The organism is Nonomuraea sp. NPDC003201 (assembly GCF_053590415.1).
The window spans coordinates 1-22396 of record NZ_JBSFTC010000186.1; the positions used below are offsets into that span (position 1 = coordinate 1).

Below are 22396 nucleotides of genomic sequence, written 5' to 3' on the forward strand. Positions count from 1 at the left end.
GCCCAGGGCGGTGACGGCCCAGGGCGGTGACGGGGCTCGGCGGGGAAGCCGAGCCGGGGCGCTGGGCACGGACCCCGGGCACGGACCCCGGGCACGGACCCCGGACGCGGACCCCAGGCACGGACCCCAGGCACGGACCCCAGGCACGGACCCCAGGCACGGACCCCGGGCACGGATGCCGAGCCGGGGCGCTGGGTCGGGGCGCTGGGTCGGGGCGCTGGGTCGGGGCGCTGGGCTGGCTGGTTGGTAGGTGAGGTCGCTGAGGTGGTCGTGGTTCGTTAGTCGATGCTGAAGCGGGCCAAAGCGCCCGCCTCCAGGGCCACCCAGATCGCCCCGTCCGGCCCGACCGTCAGCCCGTGTGGCTCGGCCTTTCGCGCACCATCGTCTCCCGGCTGCGGTGCGGTTGGGAGCGGGTACGAGTCGATGGTCCCGTCGGTGGTGATGCGGCCGAGGCGGTCGGCGGCCCACTCGGTGAACCAGAGGGCTCCGTCGGGGCCGGTGACGATCGCGTGCGGTCGTGCGACCCGGTCAGGCAAGGGGTACTCGGTGATCTTGCCGGCGGTGTCGATCCGCCCGACCTGACCAGCGCCGATCTCCACGAACCAGAGCGCGTCATCCGGCCCCGCCGTGATGCCCACCGGGGCGGCGCCCTCCGTGGGGAGCGGGTGAACGGTCACCTCGCCTGCCAGCGAGATCCGCCCGATGGCGTTGCCCTGGTTGATCGTGAACCAGAGCGCGTCATCCGGCCCCACCGTGATGAAGGCGGGCATGCCGCCCTCCACCGGCACCTCGAACTCCGTACGCTCCCCGCCGGGCCCGATGCGCCCGATCCGGCCGGTCTGCATCTGGGTGAACCACATGGCCCCGTCGGGCCCGGCGACGAGCCCGTACGGCGAGTCCGCCTCATAGGAGGTCACCTGCCCGTCGGCGGTGATCCGGGAGACCCGGCCGCCCTTGCCCTCCGCGAACCACATCGCCCCGTCCGGCCCCGGGGTGATCACGGTCGGCTGCCCGTCGGCCGGATCGAGCTGATGAATCACCGGCTTCTGACCCGGCACCATCCTGCCGACGCGCCCTTCGTGAACGAGCGTGAACCAGAGCGCCCCGTCCGGCCCGGTCGCGATGCCGTACGGCGCGCCCTCATCAATCCTGGTCAACATCTGCGGTCCTTCACTGGTCGATCCTGCGCTGCTCAACATATGCGTCCTCCTGCCAACGTGATCTCGGTCCCCCGGAAGCGCCGGATGAGGGCGCGGTCGTGCGACACCACGACGAGCCCGCCGCGGTAGTCGTCGAGTGCCTGCTCGATCTCCTCGGCCAGTACCGGCGACAGGTGGTTGGTCGGCTCGTCGAGCAGGAGGAGGTCGTACTCCTGCGCCAGCAGCCGGGCCAGCGCCAGCCTGCGCCGCTGCCCGACCGACAGCGTGCCCACCTTCTGGTCGAGGGCTTGGGGCTTGAAGAGGCCTGTGCTCAGCAGAGCCGCACGCCGCTCGTCCGCATAGCTGTGGTTGTGGCCGTAGGCGTCCAGGACGGTCAGGTCGGGGTCGAACGTCACCTCCTGCGGCAGGTGGCCGACCCTTACCCGGGCGTGCTCGGCCAGGGCCTGGAGCAGCGTCGACTTGCCCGCGCCGTTGGCCCCGCGGACCAGCAGCCGGTCACCGGCTTCGATGGTCAGGGAGGGCACGTGCAACCGATCGCCGACCCGGACATCGCGCAGCTCCACAAGCACGCGAGCTTGGCCACGCTCGTGCCCAACTGCATGCTCGTGTCCGGCCACATGCTCGTCTCCAGCACGCTGGTGTCGGAGGCCGAGCTCACGTCCCGCATCAGGGGCGCGTCGCACGCCAGGTGCGCGTCCCGCAGCGCGCTCATGGCTCATAGCGGGCGCATGGCGCGGTGTGGGCTCGTGGGTCGTATCAGGGGTGCGTTGTGTGCCGGGCCGGCGTTTCGGGGTGGGCTCGGGTGCTGCGTCGCAGGCGTGTCGGGGGCCGGGCCGGTGTCCCGGGGTGGGCTCCGGTGCTGCGTTGGGTGCAGAGCCCAAGGCTGGGGTGCTGGGACTCGTTTCGTCGATTTCCAGCGGGTCGGGGAAGGGCGGGGCGGTGGTGTTCAGGGGGTCGCGGAGGGTCGGGGCGGGGGTGAAAGTGCCGTGGAAGCGGAGGGGGGCGGGTGGCCGAGGGACGGGGTCGGCCTCCAGGCGGCGCAGGCGCTCGTGTGCGTTGCGGACCCGGCTGGCCACCGAGCTCTGTACCCGCCCGGCGTTGCGGTCGTAGGCCATCTTGTTGTTGTCGCGCATCTGCCGCCCCGCGGCCACCCGGTGGGCGGTGGTGGCCGCGTAGTCGCGCACCTGCCGCACCTCCTCGCACCACGCCGCGTACGACTGCTCCCAGCGGGCCCTGGCGGCGGCCTTGGCGGCCAGGAAGCCGGTGTAGCCGCCGCCGAAGCGGGTGATCGCCCCGTGCTCGACCTCGAGCACGGCCGTGGCCACCCGGTCGAGGAAGACACGGTCGTGGGAGACCACGACGACCGTGCCCCGGTGCTCGCGCAGCCGGGCTTCGAGCCAGGTCAGGGCCGACTCGTCGAGGTGGTTGGTCGGCTCGTCGAGCAGCAGGACCCTGGGAGCGGCGGCCAGGACGCAGGCCAGGCCGAGGCGGGCGCGCTCCCCGCCCGACAGGCTGGACAGCGGCCGGTCACGGCCCACGCGGGACAGCCCCAGCCCGTGGAAGGCCTTGTCGACCCGCGCGTCGGCCTCGTAGCCGCCGCGCAGCTCGTACGCCGTCAGCAGCTCCCCGTACTCCGCCATGACGTCATCGGTGAGCGCCGACTCCAGCTCGCGGATCCGGCGCTCCATGGCGCGCAGGCCGGCCAGCGCGGCGTCGACGGCCTGCTGGACCGTGTGGCCGGGCGGCAGGTCGAGCGTCTGCCGGAGGTAGCCGGTGTCGTCGGCCAGCGTCACCTCGCCGTCGTCGGGCGACTCGACCCCGGCCAGCAGCCGCAGCAGCGTGGACTTGCCCGAGCCGTTCTCGCCGACGACGCCCACGCGCTCGCCGGGCTTCACGGACATGGACACCTCAGCGAGGACGGCCCGCTCGCCGTATGACTTGGAAACCCCTCGAAGACTGATCAGGATGGAACTCCAATCGCAACCGTTGTAGCGTTAGTGTGCCATGCGGGAGACGCTAATGCAACTGGAGTAGTTTTTGGAGTCGAACAAGCGGCCGGGCGGGCGAAGCGCCCGGGTTCGGGACGCCGTACGCGAGGCCACCCTCGCCGAGTTGGCCGAGCACGGATACCGGGGCCTGACGGTGGAGAACGTGGCCGAGCGGTCAGGAGTGCACAAGACGACCGTCTACCGGCGCTGGGGCAGCGTCGCGGGGCTGATCTCCGACGCCCTGGAGCTGGCCAGGGAGGAGCCGTGGCCCATTCCCGACACGGGCTCGATCGAGGGCGATCTGAGGGGCATCGTCCAGCTGGTGCGCAGCGGCTTCGACGACCCGGAGCTGGGGCCGGTGTCGTCGGCGTTCGTGGCGGCGGCCGTACAGGATCCCGACGCGGCGCGGGCGCTGCACGAGTTCTTCATGGCCCGGCACGAGCAGTCGGCCGAGGTGGTGCGGCGGGCGGTCGCACGCGGTGAGCTGCCTGACGTCGTGGATGTCAGGGAAGTGATCAGGGTGGCGGTCGCGCCTGTTTACTACCGGTTGTTCGTGGCGCACGAGCCGGTCACCGAGCGGGACGCCGATCGTGCCGCCGACGCGGCCCTCGCCGCCGCCCGCGCCGGTGTTCTGTGAACTGCCACCCGTGCCGGTCTTCTGTGAACTGCCACCCGTGCCGGTGCGCTGTGAACCGCCGCCCGCGCCTGCAAGAGCAGCCCGCGCCGGAGCCCCGGGAGGGTCAGGGGGTCTTCTGGCCGCGTAGTTCGAAGTCGTCGAACGTCGTCTTCAGCAGCGACGTCTCATCCTTCGGCGTACGCGCGAACATCCCCACATACCCGTTCCCGAGCCCGTTCGGATCCTCCACCTGGTGCACCCGCTGATCGTTCACCCACATCGTCAACCGCACGGCCGACCCGACCTGCTCGCACGCCGCCGCCACCCGGGCCTTGCCGGGCAGGCCGTCCACCTGCACCGGCTGGGCCAGCGTCCCGCCCGATCCGTCCACGATCCGCCGGATCCTGGCCTTCCCGGTCGTGTCGAGCGCGAACTCGTAGTACGTGTCGTCATCGTCCATGTTGTGGCAGTACACGCCGTACTCACCGCTCCCGACCGACTTCTTGACCTCGGCGGTGACGGCGACGACGACGGAGGAGGGCAACATCGGCGTGGGCGTGGCCGACGGGTCGGGCGTCGTGGTCGGCGTGGCGATGAGGAAGGGTATGGGCGCCTTCGCCCACCGCTCCTCGGACCCCTTCTCCACGTCCAGCCCGTACGTCCCGTCCGTCCGGTAGCCGTAGCTGGCCGTCTCGTCCGGGTCGTAGACGCCGTTCCAGCCGCCGGAGGTCTGCGTGAAGTCCTCGCGGTAGAGAACGCTCATGTCGGGCGGCCCGCTGGGGCTGAGCACCGCCCACGCGGCCACCGAGCCCGCCACGAGCACCGCCGCGGCCGCCGCCGCGACGCCCGCGATCAGCTTGGCGCGGTTGCCCTTGGACTTCTGCTCGACGGACGTGTACGGCGCCGTGGCCTGCTGCCAGGCCACCTGTACGGTATGCGCCGCCTGTTCGGGCCCGGCCGACCGCCCGACGAGCTGGTCGAGCAGCTGCTGCGCGGTGGGCCTCGTGGCCGGGTCCTTCCGCAGCGCGGCCCCGACCAGCTCGCGCAGGCCGGGCTCGACCTCGCTGAGATCCGGCTCGGTGTTGAGCACCTGGTACACGATCGAGGGCAGCGTGTCGCCGCCGAAGGGCGCCCTGCCGCTGGCGGCGAACGCGACTAGGCATCCCCACGAGAACACGTCGCAGGCCGGGGACACGGGCTCGCCCCGCAGCACCTCGGGAGCCATGTAGCGGGGCGTGCCCACCAGCTCGCCGGTGCCCGTGACGCCTCCGAGCGTGTCGAGCGCCCGCGCGATGCCGAAGTCGATCACGCGCGGGCCGACGGGCGACAGCAGCACGTTCGACGGCTTGAGGTCCCTGTGCACCACACCGGCGCCGTGGATGGCGGTCAGCGCGGTGGCCACGCCGACGGCCAGCGCGTCGAGGCTGGAGCCGCGCAGGGGGCCCGACTGGCGTACGGCGGCCTCGAGGTTCGGGCCGGGCACGTATTCGGTGACGACATAGAGCTGGTCGCCGTCGAGCGCGGCCTCGATCACCGCGGCCGTGCAGAACCTGCGCACCCTCTGGGCGGCGTCCGCCTCCCTGCGGAACCGCATGCGGAACTGCTCGTGCTGGGTCAGCTCCGGGTTGATCACTTTGACGGCGACCCGCTGCCCAGCCGGATCCTCGGCGAGATGGACCGTGCCCATGCCGCCCCGACCCAGCACGCTAAGCAACCTGTAGCGCCCGATGTGGGAGGTTTCACCGCTCACGGCGCGCTAGCTTACCGACACGCCGCACACCGCGCAGGGCCGAGCACGCCACGTATTCGCCACCTGGGGAAGCCGGACCCGAGTGGCATTCCCCCGCGCGTACGGAGTTGACTAGGTGTCATGCATGCCATCATCGTCTCCGCCCCTGGCGGTCCTGAGGTTCTCGAATACGTCGAGCGGCCCGATCCCGTCCCCGGCGAGGGGGAGATCGTGGTCGACGTCGCCGCCAGCGGCGTCAACTTCATCGACATCTACCACCGCTCCGGCGCGTACCCGCTCGACCTGCCCACTCCCATCGGCTCCGAGGGCGCGGGCACGGTCTCGGCCGTCGGGCCTGGGGTGCAAGGGGTGGCCGTGGGCGACACCGTGGCCTGGGCCAACGTCCTGGGCAGCTACGCCGAGAAGGCGGTGATCCCGGCGGACCGGGCCGTGCCGGTGCCCGACGGCGTCCCGGCCGACGTGGCCGCGGCGGCGATGCTGCAGGGGATGACCGCCCACTACCTCACCCACTCCACCCACGAGGTGCGGGAAGGCGACGAGGTGCTCGTCCACGCCGGAGCCGGCGGCATGGGCCAGCTGCTCATCCAGCTGGCCAAGCTCAAGGGCGCCAAGGTCCACACCACCGTCTCCACCAGCGAGAAGGAGAAACTCGCCAGGGAGGCCGGCGCCGACGAGGTGCTGCGGTACGACGACTTCGCCGAGGCGCTGCGGAACAGGATCGACGTGGTGTACGACGGCGTCGGCAAGGCCACGTTCGACGGCGGGCTCGATGCGCTGCGGCCGCGCGGTCTCATGGCCCTGTACGGCGCCGCCAGCGGCCCGGTGCCGCCGATCGACCCCCAGATCCTCAACCGCAAGGGCTCGCTCTTCCTGACCAGGCCCACGCTCGTCCACTACATAGCCGAGCGCGAGGAGCTGCTGCGGCGCGCCTCCGACCTGTTCGGCTGGATCAAGTCGGGACAGCTCACCATCAACATCTCGCACCGCTACCCGCTGGCCGAGGCGCACCAGGCGCACGAGGACCTGGCGGCCCGCCGGACGACAGGAAAACTGCTCCTCATACCCTGACGCCATGGACATCGCAGGATCAGTCTGGTCGTTCGCCGCCGTGGTGGCGCTGCTCACGCTCACCCCCGGCCTCGACACGGCCCTGATCCTGCGTACGTCCTTGCTGGCGAGCAGGCGGGCAGCCTGGGGCGTGACGCTCGGCATCCAGCTCGGCACGCTCACGTGGGGCGTGCTCACCGCGGCCGGACTGTCGGCGCTGCTGGCCGCCTCGCGGCTCGGCTACGAGGTCCTACGCTGGGCCGGCGTGGCGTACCTGGTCTGGATGGGCCTGCGCATGCTCCTGGCCAAGGCCGCGCCTCATGACGAGCCGGAGCAGGCGGTGCGGTTCGGGGCCGGGTTCCGGCGCGGGCTGGTCACGAACCTGCTCAACCCCAAGGTCGGGGCATTCTACGTCGCCATGCTGCCGCATTTCATCCCGGACGGGGCGCCGCACGCGGTCATGGGGTTGGTGCTGGCCGGCGTGCACGTGGCCGAGGGGCTGCTGTGGAGCGCGGCGCTGATCGGGTTCGCGTCGCTGGTGGGCGGCTTCCTGCGGACGCCCGCCGTACGCCGCTTCCTCGACCGCCTGACCGGCGTGGTCATCGTCGGCTTCGGCATCCGCCTCGCCGTCACCGACTGAGGCCGAAGCCGGGGCCCGTGGGCCGGCCCAGCAGACGGCCTCGTCACCGGACGGGTCCGGCAGCGTGCGGATGGCTTTGCTTCCGGGACGCGGCAACGAGAGGGTGGGTTGCGTGGAAACGGCGTTCGTGCTCGGTGGCGGGGGCGTGCTCGGCGCGCACGAGGTGGGCATGCTGCAGGCGCTCGACGAGGCGGGCATCAGCCCCGACCTCGTCGTGGGCACGTCCGTGGGCGCCCTGAACGGGGTGGTCATCGCCGCCGCCCCGTCCGAGGCGGTGGAGCGGCTGACCACTCTGTGGCGCTCCGACGTCGTACGTACGGCCTTCGCCGGCTCGTGGGTGGCCCGGTTGTCCACGCTGGCCAGGACCGGCACCCATCTGCACCCGATCGGGCCGTTGCGCGAGGTTCTGAGCGGGACCGTGGGGGTTTCGCGGATCGAGGAGCTGGAGGTCCCCTTCCAGTGCGTGGCGGCCTCGGTCGAGCGGGCGGCGGCTCACTGGTTCACCGGCGGGCCGCTGGTCGACGCGGTGCTGGCGTCGTGCGCGGTGCCCGGGCTGCTGCCGCCCGTCGTGATCGGCGGCGAGCACTTCTACGACGGGGGGCTGGTGCACAGCATCCCCGTGGGGCGGGCCGTGCAGCTCGGCGCCAAGCGCGTCTACGTCCTGCACGTCGGGCGGATCGAACGGCCGCTGGCGCCGCCCAGGAGGTTCTGGGAGGTGGGCATGGTGGCGTTCGAGATCGCGCGCAGGCACCGGTTCGCCGAGGACATGGCCAGCCTGCCGCCCGGCGTGGAGGTGCACGTGCTGCCCGCCGGGACGACCGAGGCGCTCTCCCCGCTGCGCTACCGCAACATTTCGCAGATCTCCGCCTGCATCGAGCGGGCGTACAGCGCTTCTTCCCGCTATTTGCGCAACAGAGGAGGATGAAGGTTAGACCGTTGCAGGGAGGCGCCGTTGCTTCCACCGCGTATTCTCCGCCGGCTGGTGCTGGCTCCGCTGGTCATCGTGATGACCGTGTTCATGGTCGTGACGCTGCCGTTCTGGCTCCTGGTCACGGCCGCGGCCTCGCTGCGCCTGCCGCCGCCGCGGCGCAGAGGGGCGAGGTTCGTCTGGTTCGCCACGGTGTGGCTGACGCTGGAGTCGGGCGTGCTGATCACGTGCCTGTGGCTGTGGGTGGCGGGCGGGGCCCGGCGCCAGGAGCGGCATTACGCCCTGATCAGGTGGTTCCTGGACAAGGTGCACGCGGCCGCCGTGCGGATCTTCCGGCTGACGCTGGAGATCCAGGAGCCCGACCTGACGGACGAGGAGCAGTCCGCCAGGCTGACGCGACCGGTCATCGTGCTGTCGCGGCACGCGGGCCCCGGCGACTCCTTTTTGCTGATTTATTACCTTTTGGCGATCTATCACCGGCGGCCGCGCATCGTCATGAAGGCCGCACTTCAGTACGACCCCTCGCTGGACGTCGTGATCAACCGGCTGCCGAACGCGTTCGTGCCCCGCAAGTCCGGACAGAAGCGGGTCATCGAGGAGATCCACCGCCTCGCCGCCACGATGGGCGACCAGGACGCTCTCGTGATCTTCCCCGAGGGCGGGAACTTCACCCCGCGCCGCCGCCGGCTCGCCATCCGGCGACTGGAGGAGAAGGGGCTGACCGAGGAGGCGGAGCGGGCGCGCGGCATGGACCACCTGCTCCCGCCCCGTCCGAACGGCGCCATCACGGCCATCGAGGCGTGCCCGTCGGCGGACGTCATCTTCGTCGCGCACACCGGGCTCGACGACCTCATCACGCTGGGGGACGTCTGGCGCAAGCTGCCCTTCAACGCTCAGATCACCGCGAAGTGGTGGCGGGTGCCCGCGGCCGAGATCCCGGCGGAGCGGGAGGACCGGATCCGGTGGCTGTACGACCACTGGGAGCAGATCGACGCCTGGATCGACGCCCAGCGCGTGGCCCGGACAGGATGAGCGCCCGCTAGCTGAGCGGTGGCGCGCCCGGGGGCAGGACCGGGACGTCCGGCGGGCCGTGCTCGATGAGGCGGAGCAGCGCGTCCGTGTCGAGGTGCCGTTCCACCAGGTCGCCGAGCGCGTCGAGCCGCTCCTCCCGGAGCGCGGCGAAGTCCGTGCCGGGAGCCGGCGCGAAGTCGCGTCCCGCCCGCGCGGCCACGTCGGCCAGGAAGGCCCGGCGGAAGCCGTCGTTCTCCAGGGCGCCGTGCCAGGTGGTGCCCCAGACGTTGCCGGCCCGGCAGCCGTCGAGGAACGGCTCGCCTCCATCGACCGAGGCCAGCCCGTGGTGGATCTCGTACGCGCGGACCGGCTGCCCATACGCCGTGCCCTCGGGCCGCCCGAGCCGCTTCTCCTTCGCGAACTCGACGCGTACCGGCAGCCGCCCGAGCCCTTCGACCTTGCCCGCCCCAGACTCCACCTCGTCCACGATCTCCCGCCCGAGCATCTGGAACCCGCCGCAGATCCCCAGCACGGGCCCCGCGCGGTCGATGATCGCCGCCGCCAGCCCGCGCTCCCGCAGCCACGCCAGGTCGCTCACCGTGGCCCTGGAGCCCGGCAGCACCACCAGGTCGGCGTCGTCCAGCTCGACCGGATCGGTCACGAAACGCACCACGACTCCCGGCTCGGCGGCCAGGGCGTCCAGGTCGGTGAAGTTCGAGATCCTCGGCAGCCGTACGACGGCCACCCGGAGGGTCTGCCTGCCGTACGGGGCGCCTACCGCGACCTTCCGGCTGTCCAGGGCCAGGGAGTCCTCGACGTCCAGCCAGAGCCCGTCGAGCCAGGGCAGGACGCCGTACACCTCGCGCCCGGTCAGCCGCCTGAGCATGTCGAGGCCGGGCTCCAGGAGCTCCCGCGCGCCGCGGAACTTGTTCACGACAAATCCGGAAATATGCGATTGGTCGTCGGCATCTAAGAGGCCCACCGTGCCGTAGAACGCGGCGAACACCCCTCCCCTGTCGATGTCGCCGACCACGATCACGGGCAGGTCGGCGGCCCTGGCCAGGCCCATGTTGGCGATGTCGCCGCGGCGCAGGTTGATCTCGGCGGGGCTGCCCGCGCCCTCGCACACGACCACGTCGTACTGACCCCTGAGCCTTTCGAGCGCCTCCAGCGCGGTGGCGCGCAGGAGGTCCTTGAGCGCGCCGTACTCCATCGCGTCCACGTCCGCCACCGGGTTGCCCATGAGGACGACCTGGCTGCGGCGGTCGGTGCCCGGTTTGAGGAGGATGGGGTTCATGTCCACCGTCGGCTCCAGGTAGGCGGCCTGCGCCTGCGTCGCCTGGGCCCGGCCGATCTCGGCGCCTTGAGCGGTGACGTACGAGTTGAGCGACATGTTCTGCGCCTTGAAGGGCGCGACGCGCACGCCCCTGCGGGCCAGCCACCGGCAGATCCCCGCCGTCAGCACGCTCTTGCCCGCGTCGGACGTGGTCCCCGCGACCAGCAACCCCCCTCTGACCATGCGATCACCGTACAGGCCCGCGCTAGGCTGGCCGCATGCCACCGGCCGACCTGCCCATTTGCCGCACCTGCGGCGTCCAGTACGCCGAGCCGCGCCCCGACTGCCCGATCTGCGAGGACGAGCGCCAGTACGTCGGCTGGGACGGCCAGCGGTGGACCACGCTGGCGGGCCTGGCGGCCGAGGGCCATCGCGGCCGGGTGGAGGAGGAGGGCCCGCGCGTGGTGGGCATCGGCACCGCCCCGCCCACGGCGATCGGGCAGCGCGCGCTCCTGCTGCGCACGCCGGAGGGCAACGTGCTCTGGGACATGGTCTCCTACCTCGACGACGACCTGATCGCCGAGGTCGAGGAGCTGGGCGGGGTGTCGGCCATCGCCATCAGCCACCCCCACTTCTACGGCTCCATGATCGAATGGTCCCGGGCCTTCGACGCCCCGGTGTACATCCACGCCGCCGACAGGCGGTGGGTGGCCAGACCGGACGACTCGGTCGTCTTCTGGGAAGGCGACACCCACCGGCTGTCGGAGGACCTCACCCTGATCAACGCGGGCGTGCACTTCGAGGGCGGCCAGGTGCTGCACTGGTCGTCCGAGCGTGCCCTGTTCTCGGGTGACATCCTCCAGGTCGTCCAGGACCGGCGCTGGGTGAGCTTCATGTACAGCTACCCCAACTACATCCCGGAACGTCCGCACGTCGTGCGCCGCGCCCTGGACCTGCTGGAGCCGTACGCGTTCGAGAGGGTTTACGGGGGTTGGTGGAAGCGCGTCGTATACGGGGACGGCGCGGAGGCCGTCCGCCGCTCGGCCGACCGGTACCTCTCCTTCGTCGGCGACAGGTAGCCGGCCCGGCCGTTCAGCCCTCGCGCCTCTGGTCCCTGGTCCCCTCGTCCCGAACGGGCGGCTGCGGCTGACCACCGCCGCCGTAGCGCTGCTGCACCGCGTCCGCGCCCTTCGAGATCTGGTCGTCGTACTTGTGGCCGGTCCGCTCCTTCGCGTAGCGCTCGGCGCGGTCCAGCAACTGGTCGGCCTGCTTGGAATGCCCCCTGGCCAGGTTCTCCACCTTCTTCAGCCATTCCCCGATGCGGCTCATACACGTTCCCCATTTCTTCGGACTACGGGCGCCCCCTACCCCCGCATCCTGCACATTCACTCCCGTCGCCAGGCGGCGAGCAGCGGAACCACCGCCCACCCGGCGAGCACCGTGAAAGCCGCCCAGGTCGGCATGATGGGCGGTAGCTGCTCGATCAGCTGGAGCGCCGGGTAGCCGGGCAGGAACCGGTTGACCCCTCCCCGCCGGGCGCAACGCGGAGATCGCCCAGAGCCTGTACGTCAGCCTCAGCACGGTCAAGACGCACGTCAGCAGCCTGCTGACCAAGCTCGGTGCGCGCAGCCGCGTCCACCTGGTCATCGCCGCCTACGAGGCCCGGCTGGTCTGAGACGTGGACTCCCGACGGTCTCGTATGGCCTAGAATCCGGCAGATGTTCAGGGCCCCCGCCCGGCTGGCCTGGCTGGACGCCCTGCGGGGGCCGGCCGCGCTGGCCGTCACCATGCACCACGCCGGCTGGACCTTCGTCCCGGACCTCTGGGTGGAGGTGGACCGGCGGATCGACCTCGGCAGCTGGGGCGTCTTCGTGTTCTTCCTGGTCAGCGGGTACATCATCCCCGCCTCCCTGGAACGGCGCGGCGACGTGCGCGCCTTCTGGACCGGGCGGGCCTTCCGCCTCCTCCCCCTGCTGGTCAGCGCCTGCTGCCTGGTGCTCCTCCTAGCCCTGGCCGGCGTGCTCCGCCTCGAACCCCAGCTCGCCGAGCGCCCTCTCCCCGTGGTCGCGCTCGGCAATCTGACCATGTTGCAGGAGCTGCTCAACCTGCCGGCCGTCATCAGCGTGACGTGGACGCTCTCGTACGAGATGGCGTTCTACCTGATCAGCGTCGCGCTGTTCCAGGTGCGGCAGGCCGGCAGGTCGGCGGAGATCGCCGTCGTCCTGGCGCTGGTGGCCGTGGGCGTGGGCCTGCTGGTGCCGCAGACGATGATCGGCGGCCGGGACGACGTGGCCGCCGTGCTGCTCCCCGTCGCGGTCGTGGCGGCCATCGCGGTGACCGCCCTCGGGCACGGCAGGGTACGTACGGCCGCCGCGGTCGCGGGCGGTCTCCTCGGGCTCGGGCTGGTGATCCTGGGCAGCCGGGCCGGCACCTGGCAGGGCGTGATCATTCTGGCGACGATGTTCGCGGGGACGGCGGTGTACCGGGCCGAGCAGGGAGCCGTCCCCTGGCGTACGGCGGCCGTCGCGGTGGCGGTGGTGCTGGGCTGCGGGCTCTTCGCCAAGGACGAGCCCAGCTGGGCACCCGCGATCGCGCTCGCGTACGGCGCCTTCGGGCTGGCGTTCGCGCTGCGCCGGCGGGCGTTCCCGCGCTGGCTGGCGCGACTCGGCGTGATCAGCTTCTCCGTCTACCTGCTGCACCCGATCCTGCTGCACGTGATCCCGAACCCGGTGCTGTACTTCCTGGCCCTGATCCCGCTCAGCGCCATGACCTACCGGCTCATCGAGGCCCCGGCCCAGCGCCTCGGCAAACGCCTGGTCGCCGGCGGCGCGGAGCCTCGATGAGGCGGTTCACGGCTTGCGGCCGACTCCCCCGTACAGCCATCGCGTGGCGGCGGGAGCCGGGTCGGCCGGGTCGGGATGCCAGGCGTCGATGGTGACCAGACCGGGATCCACCAGGTCGAACCCATCGAAGAAGCTCGCCACGTCGGCGTGCCCGCGGAAGTAGATCGGCGTCGGCGTGGCCGCGTACACCGTCTCGATCTGGGCGACCGCGTCCGCCGGATGGCCGTCGACGGTGACGTGGGTGGCCGTCAGGTGGCTGCCGGACACCAGGGCGTGGCGGAGCCGGCCCATGACCGAGGCGCTTTCCTCCAGGGTGAGGAAGTGCACCATGGCGATCATCAGGACGCCGACCGGCTCGTTGAAGTCGATGAGCTTGACGGTCTCCGGGTGCCCGAGCACGTCGGCCGGGCGGCGCATGTCGGCGGCGGCCACGGTGGTGTTGTGGTCGGTCGCCAGGAGCGCACGGCCGTGTTGCAGCACGACCGGGTCGTTGTCGACATACACCACCCGGGCGTCCGGGATGATCTGCTGGGCGATCTCGTGCGTGTTGCCCACGGTGGGCAGGCCCGAGCCGATGTCGATGAACTGCCGGATCCCCTGCCGGGCCATGTGCCGCACCGCGCGGCGCAGGAACGCCCGGTTTTCCTGGGCCAACTGGCGGATCTCGGGCATCGCCTTCTCGACCCGCCGTACGGCGTCGCGGTCGACCTCGAAGTTGTCCTTGCCACCGAGGTAGTAGTCGTACATACGGGCGACGCTTGGCCTGGTGACGTCGATCCCCATAGCTCCGCCACCGCCTTGCTCCGGCATGTCACGGCCTCCATTCGTGATCATTCCGTACACAAGCTATCGCAATCCGCGAAGCAGGCTGTCAGGTTTTGGTGTCAAACGAGGCGTTCTGCTCCCATCGTCGCGCCGGCCGGGGCCGCCTACAGGAGGTCGTTGATCAGGTCCCGGAAGTCCTTGCGGTAGTCGAAGTTCTGCATGTCCTGCAGCCAGACCGTGCGGATGAAGGGGATCTTGAGGTCATTCCTGATCCTGCGCAGCCAGATCTCCCAGTCGTCGTCCTTGATGACGCCCAGCCGGTAGCCGGTGTGGGCGGCCTCGTAGCGGTTGAATATTGACCAGGCGAGGGCGATGTTCTGCACGGAAATTTCCGGATTTCGCCGGACGCTGTCCCCGATGAAATCGATGTCCGCGAATATCTCGCGAACGCGGTCATTATCGATGATCATGGTGTTGATCTCGTTGAGATAATCGATGAGCCGCTGATGGGTGCCGTACTCGAGATTGGCGGCCACCAGCCTGGTCTGCCTCGTCAGCGCCCTCGTCTGGAGCCCGACGAAGACCAGCGTGCCGAGGTTCATCGCCGCGGTCAGCAAGGCCACGTCCTGCGCGTTCATGAGACAGGTATCCAGAAGACCACCATTCCATAATACGCGGACCCGATATTCATCGCATCGCGCAAAGTTATTCAGCCAGAATTGCTCCCCTTACGACCGAATGGCGTGATGGTGGATATCCGTGCGGCGAGTTCGGCCAGGTGGGTCAGCCACGAATCGGCGGCGGGGTCGGGCACGGCGACGATGACGTGGTCGATGCCCAGGGCGGCGAGTTCGGCGCAGCGCCGGACGCTCTGCTCGACGCTCTCACCCTCGGGGATGCGCATGTGGAGGGTCTTCTCGATGTCCTCGTAGGGCCGGCCCAGGCGTTCGCAGTGGGAGCGCAGGACTCCGAGCTTGTGCCGGACGTCGGCGCCGTACAGGAAGTTGCAGGCGTCGGCGTACTGGGCGACGAGGCGGAGGGTCTTCTTCTCCCCGCTGCCGCCGATGAGGATGGGCGGGTCGGCCTGCGGCGCGTTGAGCGTACGTTCCAGGCTGTAGCGCCGGCCCCGGTACGGCCCGTCCTGGTCGCTCCACATCTGCCTGGCGATCTGGAGCGTCTCCTCGAGCCGCTCGAACCGTTCGGCCAGCGGCGGGAAGGGCAGTCCGAGGCCGCGGGCCTCGGGCTCGTACCAGCCGGCGCCGATGCCGAGGACGGCGCGACCGCCGGAGAGCGCGTCCAGGGTGCTGACCTGCTTGATCAGCAGGCCGGGCGTACGGTAGACGGCGCCGGTCACGAGCGCGCCCAGGCTCACCCGGCTGGTGAGGGCGGCGGCGTACGAGAGCGCGCCGTACGCCTCCAGCATCGGGTCCTCCGGGGAGCCGAAGTTGGGGATCTGGAAGAAGTGGTCCATCACCCAGAGGCTGCGCAGCCCCGCCTGGTCGGCGCCGCGGGCGACGGCGGCGAACTTGTCGGCGATCGCGGCGTCGCCGCCGGACCAGAGGAAACGCGGGCAGGTCAGACCGAGGTCCATAGGGGCACTCCTTGATGGGGTGAAGAGGGAAGAGCCCGCCGCGGGTCACGTGGTGAAGGCGGGCATGAAAAAACCCTCCCGCCCGGGCTGCGCCCGGGGCCGAGAGGGCTCCGATAAGAGCATTATCTCACGGATGCGGGACATGTTCGTCTTCCGACCCATGTGACCTGCGGAGATTTCCAGATAACGGAATCACCTCATTCCTACTTATCCTCCGCATAACCTCCTAGCCTGTTCCTCGCACTCAAAGGGGATCTTGTTCGACACCGGCGGCCGGCTGAGCACTCGATGCTGTCCCGCTCCCCTTACGCAGCCCCGTCCGGACGAGACGGGCCCGTTCCCCCCGGAGGACCAGTGAGACTACGGTCTCTGCTGGCGAGCGTTTCCATGCTCGCCACCACGATGACGGGCGCCCTGGCCGCCGCGTCGCCCGCGCAGGCGGCCACGGACGATCCCGCCGTCGCGAAGAGCCTCGCCGCCGAGGTGAAGAGCGGGCACCAGGTCCGCGCGATCATCGAGATCAAGGACGGCGAGAGCCTGGCGGCCGTGGCCGACAAGACGGAGAATGCCTCGAAAGAGACCAAGGTCATCGACCGGACGAGCTCCAAGGAGTTCCTGGTCGCCTCCCTGAACCAGGCCACGCTCAACGAACTCAAGACCGATGCCCGGATCAAGTCCATCTACGAGGACGAGCTGAGCGCGCCCTCGCTCGACGTCAGCACCAAGCTGATCGGCTCCGACTGGGCCAACAAGACGGGCTGGACCGGCAAGGGCTCCACCGTCGCCATCGTCGACACCGGCATCGACCGCGACCACCCGTTCTTCGCCGGGCGGATCGTGAACGAGGCCTGCTTCTCCACCGTCGACAACGACCCCGCCATCCAGGCCGAGTCGCTGTGCCCGAACGGCCTGCCGGTCCAGACCGGCCCCGGCTCGGCCGACGCCAAGACCCCCAAGTGCCTGGTCCAGGGCGCAAACAAGTGCGCCCACGGCACCCACGTGGCCGGCATCGCGGCGGGCAAGAAGGCCGGGAACGCTCCATCCGACGGCGTCGCCCCCGAAGCGGGCATCCTGCCCGTCCAGGTCTTCACCCGCTTCAACGGCCCCATCTGCGGTGAGCTGGGCACCAGCGCCCCGTGCTTCCTCAGCTACACCTCCGACCAGAAGCTGGCCCTGCAGTACGTGGACAGCGTCCACGCCGCCTACAAGGTCGTGGCGGCCAACCTGAGCCTGGGCGGCGGCCCGAAGCAGACCAAGCCCTGCGACGACGACCCCGACTTCGGCGGCCTGCGGGACGAGATCGTCTGGCTGCAGCAGTTCGGCGTGGCCACGGTCGTCGCCTCCGGCAACAACGGCTTCACCGACGGCGTCTCCAGCCCGGCCTGCATCTCCCGGGCGGTCACGGTCGGCGCCACCGATGACAACGACGCGGTGGCCTCGTTCGGCAACCGCGGCCCGCTGCTGGACTTCTTCGCGCCCGGCATGGGCATCAACTCCTCGGTGCCCGGCAACGGCTACGGCTCCATGAACGGCACCTCGATGGCGGCCCCGCACGTCGCCGGGGCGCTGGCCGTGATGCGCCAGGCGTACCCGAACCTGTCCATGGACCAGCTCCTCGACAAGCTGAAGGCCACCGGCAAGAACATCACCTACACCAGCGGCGGCACCTCGGTCACCACCAAGCGGATCGACGTCGCCAGGGCGATGCCGTGGACCCCGGACGCCACCCCGACCCCCACGCCGACCCCGACCGCGACACCCACCGTGACACCCACGGCGACTCCCACGGTGACTCCCACGGTGACTCCCACGAGGACTCCCACCGCGACGAAGTCGCCGAGCCCGACCGCGGCGCCGACCCCGTCGAACCGCCCGACCGACCCCGGCACGGACACCGAGCCGGTGCCGGTGCCCACCCCCGACGACTGCACGCGGGGCAAGGGCACCAAGCCGCTGAGCGCCAAGGCGTGGGCCAAGGAGATGCTGCGCGGGAAGGGCTCGCTGAGCGACCAGACGCTGTCGTGCTACCTCGCGATCGCGCAGAACGGCAGCAAGGTCTTCCCCGAGCTGACCGACGCCACCACGCTGTCCGCCGCGTACAAGGCCCTCGCCACCAAGAGCAAGGCCGCCAAGGCGCTGCTGGACCGTGAGCTGCTGGCCGCGTGGCTGAACTACGCGCACGGCGTCTACAACGGCTCGGCCAAGGTGTCCGGGAAGACGACGCTGAAGCAGGCGATCGCCGCCGCGGAGCGGCACCGCACCGGCCGGGCGAGCGCCGCCCAGCTGAAGAAGGCCGCCGTGTTCCTGTACGGACACGTCAACAAGTAACGGCCTGCGAGCAACGGGGCGGCGGGGGCAACCCGCCGCCCCGTTGTCGTTTCAGGACACTGCAAACGGTTGCCTCTATTTGTTTCATGGGTTGACGTAACCCGAAATGCCGACGTAACGTGACCTTCCCCCTACCCCCCAGGACGTCTTGTCGCCGGCTCGCCGGCGCCCTCTTGAAGGGACCGCGCCCAGATGACCCCTCGATCCGCTCCAATGGCCCCGATGTCGTTAAGCCGAAGGAATCTGGTGAAGTTGGCCGGTCTGTCCGGTCTCGGTCTCGGCCTGACGGCGTGCGGCCGGGGCTTCGGCGGGGGCGGCGACGGATCCGGTGGCGGCGGCGTCCAGCTGAACATGGTCTGGTGGGGCGACGCCTCCCGGGCGCAGAAGACGCAGGCCGCGCTGGAGGTGTTCAAGAAGAAGAACCCCGGCGTCACGGTGAAGACCGAGTATCAGGACAGCGGCCCGTACAAGGACAAGCTGGCCACGCGCTTCGCCGCCGGAAACGCGCCGGACCTGATGATGATGCGCATGGACAGCCTGCGCGAGTACGCCGACCGGGGCGCGCTGCTCGACCTCAACCAGCACGCCGGCGCGGTCGACCTGTCCGGGCTGAGCGAGAGCGTACGGGCGCTCGCGGCCGTCGGCGACAAGAACTTCGGCGTCGCCTCCGGCCTGAACAGCATCGGTTTCGTCGTCAACAGGACGCTGACCGAGAAGTACGGCGTCAAGATCCCGGACGGGAACACCTGGAGCTGGCAGGACCTGGCCACCTTCGCCCGCGAGATCAGCAAGGCCAGCGGCAAGAAGGTGTACGGCACCGGCTTCGAGGCGTACACGCTGGCCAACCTCATCGTGTTCACCCGCCAGCGCGGCGAGGACTTCTACACCGCCGACGGCAAGCTCGGCATCAGCGAGGCCACCCTCGTCGCCTGGTTCGAGATGTTCCAGTCCATGCGGGCCGACGGCGGCTTCCCGCCGGCCGGGTTCTTCGAGAACGTGGGAGGCGGCGCCGAGCAGTCGTACCTGGCCAAGGGCGCCATCGCGTCGCAGATCATCCCCACCAACAACTTCCTGGGCTACAACGCCGCCGCCGGGGGCAACCTCGTCCTGCTCCGCATGCCCGGCGAGACCACCGAGAAGCGGCGCGGCCAGTCGATCGACACCCCGGCCCTGTGGTCGGTCGCCGCGAAGTCCAAGCACCCGGCCGAGACGCTGAAGCTGCTCAACTTCCTCATCAACGACCCGGACGCCTCCAGGGCGACCGGCACGACCCGCGGCGTGCCCGCCAACACCAAGGTGGCCACCGAGGTCCGGCCGAGCCTGGCGGCGGACGACCAGGTCGCCACCGACTACCTGATCGGGCTGCAGAAGGAGGAGTTGCCGCGCTCCTACACGTACCCGCCGGGGTCGAGCAGCATCGCCTCCAGCCTGCAGTCGATCGCCGCCGAAGTGGAGTTCAAGCGGCAGACGCCGCAGCAGGGCGCCGCGGCGCTCCTCGACGCGGGCAGGAAGGCGCTCGGCGGGTGAGCAGGCCGAAGGCCGCGCCGGTGCTGGACCGGCCCGTCGCCGGGGCGGAGGCGTCCGCCGGGCCGCGGCGCAGGCGCCCCGCCAAGCCGCCCCAGGACCGGGCGGGGTACCTCTTCCTGCTGCCGTGGTTCATCGGGATGCTCTTCACGGTCATCCCGTTCTTCGCCTCGCTGTATCTGGCGTTCACCGACTACAACCTGCTCAACGCGCCGAAGTGGATCGGGCTGGACAACTTCGCGGAGATGCTCCGCGACCCGGTGCTGCACCAGTCGCTGAAGGTCACCTTCGTCTACACGTTCGTGTCGGTGCCGCTGTCGCTGGCGGCGGCGCTGGGCGTGGCCATGCTGCTCAACCGCGGCGTCCGGGGCCTGTCCGTCTACCGGGCGGTCTTCTACCTGCCCTCCCTGCTCGGCGGGAGCGTCGCGATCGTCCTGCTGTGGCGCTACATCTTCGGCCTCGACGGCATCGTGAACGCGTTCCTCGGCTGGTTCGGCATCGACGGGCCGGGCTGGACGACCGACCCCGACTACGCCCTCACCACGCTCATCGTCCTGCACATCTGGACGTTCGGCTCTCCCATGGTGATCTTCCTGGCCGGACTGCGGCAGATCCCGGGCATGTACTACGAGGCCGCCGCCATCGACGGAGCCTCGCGGTGGCGGCAGTTCCGCTCGATCACGCTGCCGCTGCTGAGCCCGATCATCTTCTTCAACCTGATCCAGTCCCTGATCTCGTCGTTCCAGACCTTCACCCAGGGATTCGTCATGAGCGGCGGCACCGGCGGGCCGGCCAACTCCACGCTCTTCTACAACCTGTACCTGTACCAGCAGGGCTTCTCGCAGTTCAACATGGGCTACGCCTCGGCCATGGCCTGGATGCTGCTGGTGATCATCGCCGCGTTCACCGCGGTCAACTTCCTGGCCGCGAAGTATTGGGTCTTCTATGACAACTGAGGAAAGTTTCGTCGAGCGCGTGGGCCGGACCCGCCGTTCCCGGTACGCCAAGCACGTGCTGCTCTGCGTGGTGGGCGCGGTCATGATGTACCCGCTGGCGTGGCTGATCTCCAGCTCGCTCAAACCGGACCGGCTGATCTTCACCGACCTGTCGCTGTGGCCCGCCGAGTGGAACCCGGCCAACTACCTGGACGGGTGGACCGCGCTGGAGCAGCCGTTCAGCGTCTACCTCGCCAACTCGTTCGTGATCGTCGTGCTGAGCATCATCGGCAACCTGGTGTCCTGCTCGCTGGCGGCGTACGGCTTCGCCCGGCTGAAGTTCACCGGCCGCAAGCTGTTCTTCACCCTGATGCTCGGCACCATGATGCTGCCCGGCCACGTGCTCCTGGTGCCGCAGTACATCGTCTTCGCCAAGCTGGGCTGGCTCAACACCTACTACCCGCTGCTCGTGCCCAACTTCCTGGCCACCAACGCGTTCTACATCTTCCTGATGGTGCAGTTCATGCGCGCGCTGCCCAAGGAGCTCGACGACGCCGCCCGCATCGACGGCTGCGGGCCGTTCCGCACCTTCTGGAAGGTGATCATGCCGCTGTGCATGCCGGCGTTCGCCACCACGGCGATCTTCACGTTCATCTCGGTGTGGAACGAGTTCTTCGGCCCGCTGATCTACCTGACCGACTCCGAGCTGTACACCGTGCCGCTGGCCCTGCGGCAGTTCATCGACTCGGAGGGGCAGTCGCAGTGGGGGCAGATGTTCGCCATGTCGTTCCTGTCGCTCGCGCCCGTGATCGGGTTCTTCATCGCAGGCCAGAAGTACCTGGTCAAGGGCATCGCCACCACCGGCCTGAAATAGGGGATCGAAACGCATGGCCCGACCTCGCCGCTACGCCTTCGTCGGCACCGGTTCACGTGCCCGCATGTACCTGGGGGCGCTGCTCGGCCCGTACGCCGACGTCGGTCACCCGGTGGCGTTCTGCGACACCAATGAGGTGCGCATGGCGTACTACGACCGTCTCGTCGCCGAGACCCGGCCCGACCTGCGGATGGCGCACTACGACCCCGGCGACTTCGGCCGCCTGCTCGCCAGGGAGCGGCCGGACGTCGTGGTCGTCACCTCGCCCGACGCCACCCACGCCGCCTACATCGGCCAGGCGCTGCGCGAGGGCGTGGACGTGGTGTCGGAGAAGCCGCTGACCGTGGACGTCGCCGGTCTGCGGCAGATCCGCGACGCGCTCGCCGCCGGCGCCGCGGGCCTGATCCTCACCCACAACTACCGGTACTCGCCCCGGAACGCGCTGGTGCGCCGGCTCATCGCCGAGGGCGCCATCGGCGAGATCACCTCCCTGGCGTTCGAGTGGTGCCTGGACACCGTGCACGGCGCCGACTACTTCCGCCGCTGGCACCGCGACAAGGCCGTCTCCGGCGGCCTGCTGGTGCACAAGGCGAGCCATCACTTCGACCTGGTCAACTGGTGGCTCGCCGACCTGCCGGAGACCGTGTACGCCCGCGGCGGCCTGCGGTTCTACGGCTCGGACAACGCCCGCAGGCGGGGGCTCGGGCCGCGCCCCGAGCGCAGCAGGGACGCCGCCGGGCCGGGCGACCCCTTCGCGCTCGACATCGCCGCCGACGACCGGCTGCGGCTGCTCTACCAGGACGGCGAGCATCTGGACGGCTACATCCGCGACCGCGACGTGTTCTCCGACGGCATCACGATCGAGGACAACCTCAACGTCGTCGTCGGCTACCGCCGCGGCGCGTCGATGTCGTACACGCTGCACGCGCACTGCCCCTGGGAGGGATACCGCGTGGCGATCAACGGCACCGGCGGGCGCATCGAGCTCGACGTCGTCGAGCGCACCCACGTCGAGCCCGTCGCCACCAGCGCGGCCATCGCCGCCGCCACCGCCGTGGACCCCCGTTCTTCTACGTGCTCCACAACGAGAACGCCGAGAACTTCGAGCTGGCCACCGCCC

At 70.2% G+C, this 22396-nt stretch carries 21 protein-coding genes; 13 read left to right on the forward strand and 8 right to left on the reverse strand.

Annotated features, from left to right (window positions below):
* Positions 1-278: 278 nt before the first annotated feature.
* Together ACWDX9_RS41165 and ACWDX9_RS41170 are read right to left on the reverse strand one after the other, a co-directional pair.
* On the reverse strand, positions 279-1160 hold the full coding sequence (locus tag ACWDX9_RS41165) for a Vgb family protein (RefSeq protein ID WP_449964387.1): 882 nt from the start codon (positions 1158-1160) through the stop codon (positions 279-281).
* Positions 1161-1192: 32 nt separating this feature from the next.
* The gene (locus ACWDX9_RS41170) at positions 1193-3061 is read right to left on the reverse strand and encodes an ATP-binding cassette domain-containing protein (protein ID WP_449964390.1); all 1869 of its coding nucleotides are present in this window, start codon (positions 3059-3061) and stop codon (positions 1193-1195) included.
* 136 nt (positions 3062-3197) lie between these two features.
* Here ACWDX9_RS41170 and ACWDX9_RS41175 point away from each other — a divergent pair, with 136 nt between their 5' ends.
* Complete coding sequence (locus tag ACWDX9_RS41175) at positions 3198-3785, forward strand: TetR/AcrR family transcriptional regulator (RefSeq protein WP_449964393.1); 588 nt, start codon at positions 3198-3200, stop codon at positions 3783-3785.
* Positions 3786-3888: 103 nt separating this feature from the next.
* Here ACWDX9_RS41175 and ACWDX9_RS41180 read toward each other — a convergent pair whose 3' ends face one another.
* Complete coding sequence (locus ACWDX9_RS41180) at positions 3889-5514, reverse strand: serine/threonine-protein kinase (RefSeq protein ID WP_449964396.1); 1626 nt, start codon at positions 5512-5514, stop codon at positions 3889-3891.
* A 120-nt stretch (positions 5515-5634) separates the two neighbouring features.
* Here ACWDX9_RS41180 and ACWDX9_RS41185 point away from each other — a divergent pair, with 120 nt between their 5' ends.
* The 4 genes from ACWDX9_RS41185 (at position 5635) to ACWDX9_RS41200 (ending at position 9161) form a co-directional block, all read left to right on the forward strand.
* On the forward strand, positions 5635-6582 hold the full coding sequence (locus tag ACWDX9_RS41185; protein WP_449964399.1) for a quinone oxidoreductase family protein: 948 nt from the start codon (positions 5635-5637) through the stop codon (positions 6580-6582).
* A 4-nt stretch (positions 6583-6586) separates the two neighbouring features.
* Positions 6587-7201, forward strand: coding sequence for a LysE family translocator (locus ACWDX9_RS41190; RefSeq protein ID WP_449964401.1), 615 nt, complete (start codon positions 6587-6589; stop codon positions 7199-7201).
* Between the two features lie 112 nt (positions 7202-7313).
* Entirely contained in the window at positions 7314-8126 is an 813-nt protein-coding gene (locus ACWDX9_RS41195; RefSeq protein WP_449964403.1) for a patatin-like phospholipase family protein, read from the forward strand.
* A 27-nt stretch (positions 8127-8153) separates the two neighbouring features.
* On the forward strand, positions 8154-9161 hold the full coding sequence (locus ACWDX9_RS41200; RefSeq protein WP_449964405.1) for a 1-acyl-sn-glycerol-3-phosphate acyltransferase: 1008 nt from the start codon (positions 8154-8156) through the stop codon (positions 9159-9161).
* A 7-nt stretch (positions 9162-9168) separates the two neighbouring features.
* Here the strand turns inward: ACWDX9_RS41200 and ACWDX9_RS41205 are convergent, their stop codons facing one another.
* The gene (locus ACWDX9_RS41205) at positions 9169-10659 is read right to left on the reverse strand and encodes a cobyric acid synthase (protein ID WP_449964408.1); all 1491 of its coding nucleotides are present in this window, start codon (positions 10657-10659) and stop codon (positions 9169-9171) included.
* 35 nt (positions 10660-10694) lie between these two features.
* Here ACWDX9_RS41205 and ACWDX9_RS41210 point away from each other — a divergent pair, with 35 nt between their 5' ends.
* Positions 10695-11495 (forward strand): MBL fold metallo-hydrolase, encoded by an 801-nt coding sequence (locus tag ACWDX9_RS41210; protein WP_449964411.1) that lies wholly within the window; start codon positions 10695-10697, stop codon positions 11493-11495.
* Between the two features lie 13 nt (positions 11496-11508).
* On the opposite strand, the gene ACWDX9_RS41215 is transcribed toward ACWDX9_RS41210, so the two are convergent.
* Positions 11509-11745, reverse strand: a complete 237-nt coding sequence (locus ACWDX9_RS41215) for an antitoxin (RefSeq protein WP_449964413.1) — start codon at positions 11743-11745, stop codon at positions 11509-11511.
* 220 nt (positions 11746-11965) lie between these two features.
* Between ACWDX9_RS41215 and ACWDX9_RS41220 the strand changes: the two genes are divergently transcribed.
* Entirely contained in the window at positions 11966-12091 is a 126-nt protein-coding gene (locus tag ACWDX9_RS41220) for a response regulator transcription factor (RefSeq protein WP_449964441.1), read from the forward strand.
* Positions 12092-12134: 43 nt separating this feature from the next.
* Positions 12135-13259, forward strand: a complete 1125-nt coding sequence (locus tag ACWDX9_RS41225) for an acyltransferase family protein (protein ID WP_449964416.1) — start codon at positions 12135-12137, stop codon at positions 13257-13259.
* Positions 13260-13265: 6 nt separating this feature from the next.
* Here the strand turns inward: ACWDX9_RS41225 and ACWDX9_RS41230 are convergent, their stop codons facing one another.
* The 3 genes from ACWDX9_RS41230 to ACWDX9_RS41240 all read right to left on the reverse strand — a co-directional run bounded on the left by ACWDX9_RS41230 (position 13266) and on the right by ACWDX9_RS41240 (position 15615).
* A complete protein-coding gene (locus ACWDX9_RS41230) occupies positions 13266-14069 on the reverse strand; it encodes an SAM-dependent methyltransferase (RefSeq protein ID WP_449964419.1) in 804 nt (267 codons plus the stop codon).
* A 119-nt stretch (positions 14070-14188) separates the two neighbouring features.
* Positions 14189-14662, reverse strand: coding sequence for a hypothetical protein (locus tag ACWDX9_RS41235; RefSeq protein WP_449964421.1), 474 nt, complete (start codon positions 14660-14662; stop codon positions 14189-14191).
* Between the two features lie 71 nt (positions 14663-14733).
* Entirely contained in the window at positions 14734-15615 is an 882-nt protein-coding gene (locus tag ACWDX9_RS41240) for an LLM class F420-dependent oxidoreductase (RefSeq protein ID WP_449964424.1), read from the reverse strand.
* Between the two features lie 354 nt (positions 15616-15969).
* Between ACWDX9_RS41240 and ACWDX9_RS41245 the strand changes: the two genes are divergently transcribed.
* The 5 genes from ACWDX9_RS41245 to ACWDX9_RS41265 all read left to right on the forward strand — a co-directional run.
* Positions 15970-17943 carry a S8 family peptidase gene (locus ACWDX9_RS41245; RefSeq protein WP_449964427.1) on the forward strand — a complete coding sequence of 658 codons (1974 nt, stop codon included), beginning with the start codon at positions 15970-15972 and terminating at the stop codon, positions 17941-17943.
* A 246-nt stretch (positions 17944-18189) separates the two neighbouring features.
* The gene (locus tag ACWDX9_RS41250; RefSeq protein WP_449964430.1) at positions 18190-19470 is read left to right on the forward strand and encodes an ABC transporter substrate-binding protein; all 1281 of its coding nucleotides are present in this window, start codon (positions 18190-18192) and stop codon (positions 19468-19470) included.
* Positions 19467-20423, forward strand: a complete 957-nt coding sequence (locus ACWDX9_RS41255; RefSeq protein WP_449964433.1) for a carbohydrate ABC transporter permease — start codon at positions 19467-19469, stop codon at positions 20421-20423. The genes ACWDX9_RS41250 and ACWDX9_RS41255 overlap by 4 nt, the downstream gene beginning before the upstream one ends.
* Positions 20413-21276 carry a carbohydrate ABC transporter permease gene (locus ACWDX9_RS41260; protein ID WP_449964435.1) on the forward strand — a complete coding sequence of 288 codons (864 nt, stop codon included), beginning with the start codon at positions 20413-20415 and terminating at the stop codon, positions 21274-21276. The genes ACWDX9_RS41255 and ACWDX9_RS41260 overlap by 11 nt, the downstream gene beginning before the upstream one ends.
* 13 nt (positions 21277-21289) lie before the next feature.
* On the forward strand, positions 21290-22396 hold a 1107-nt coding region (locus ACWDX9_RS41265; protein ID WP_449964438.1), incomplete at its 3' end, for a Gfo/Idh/MocA family protein.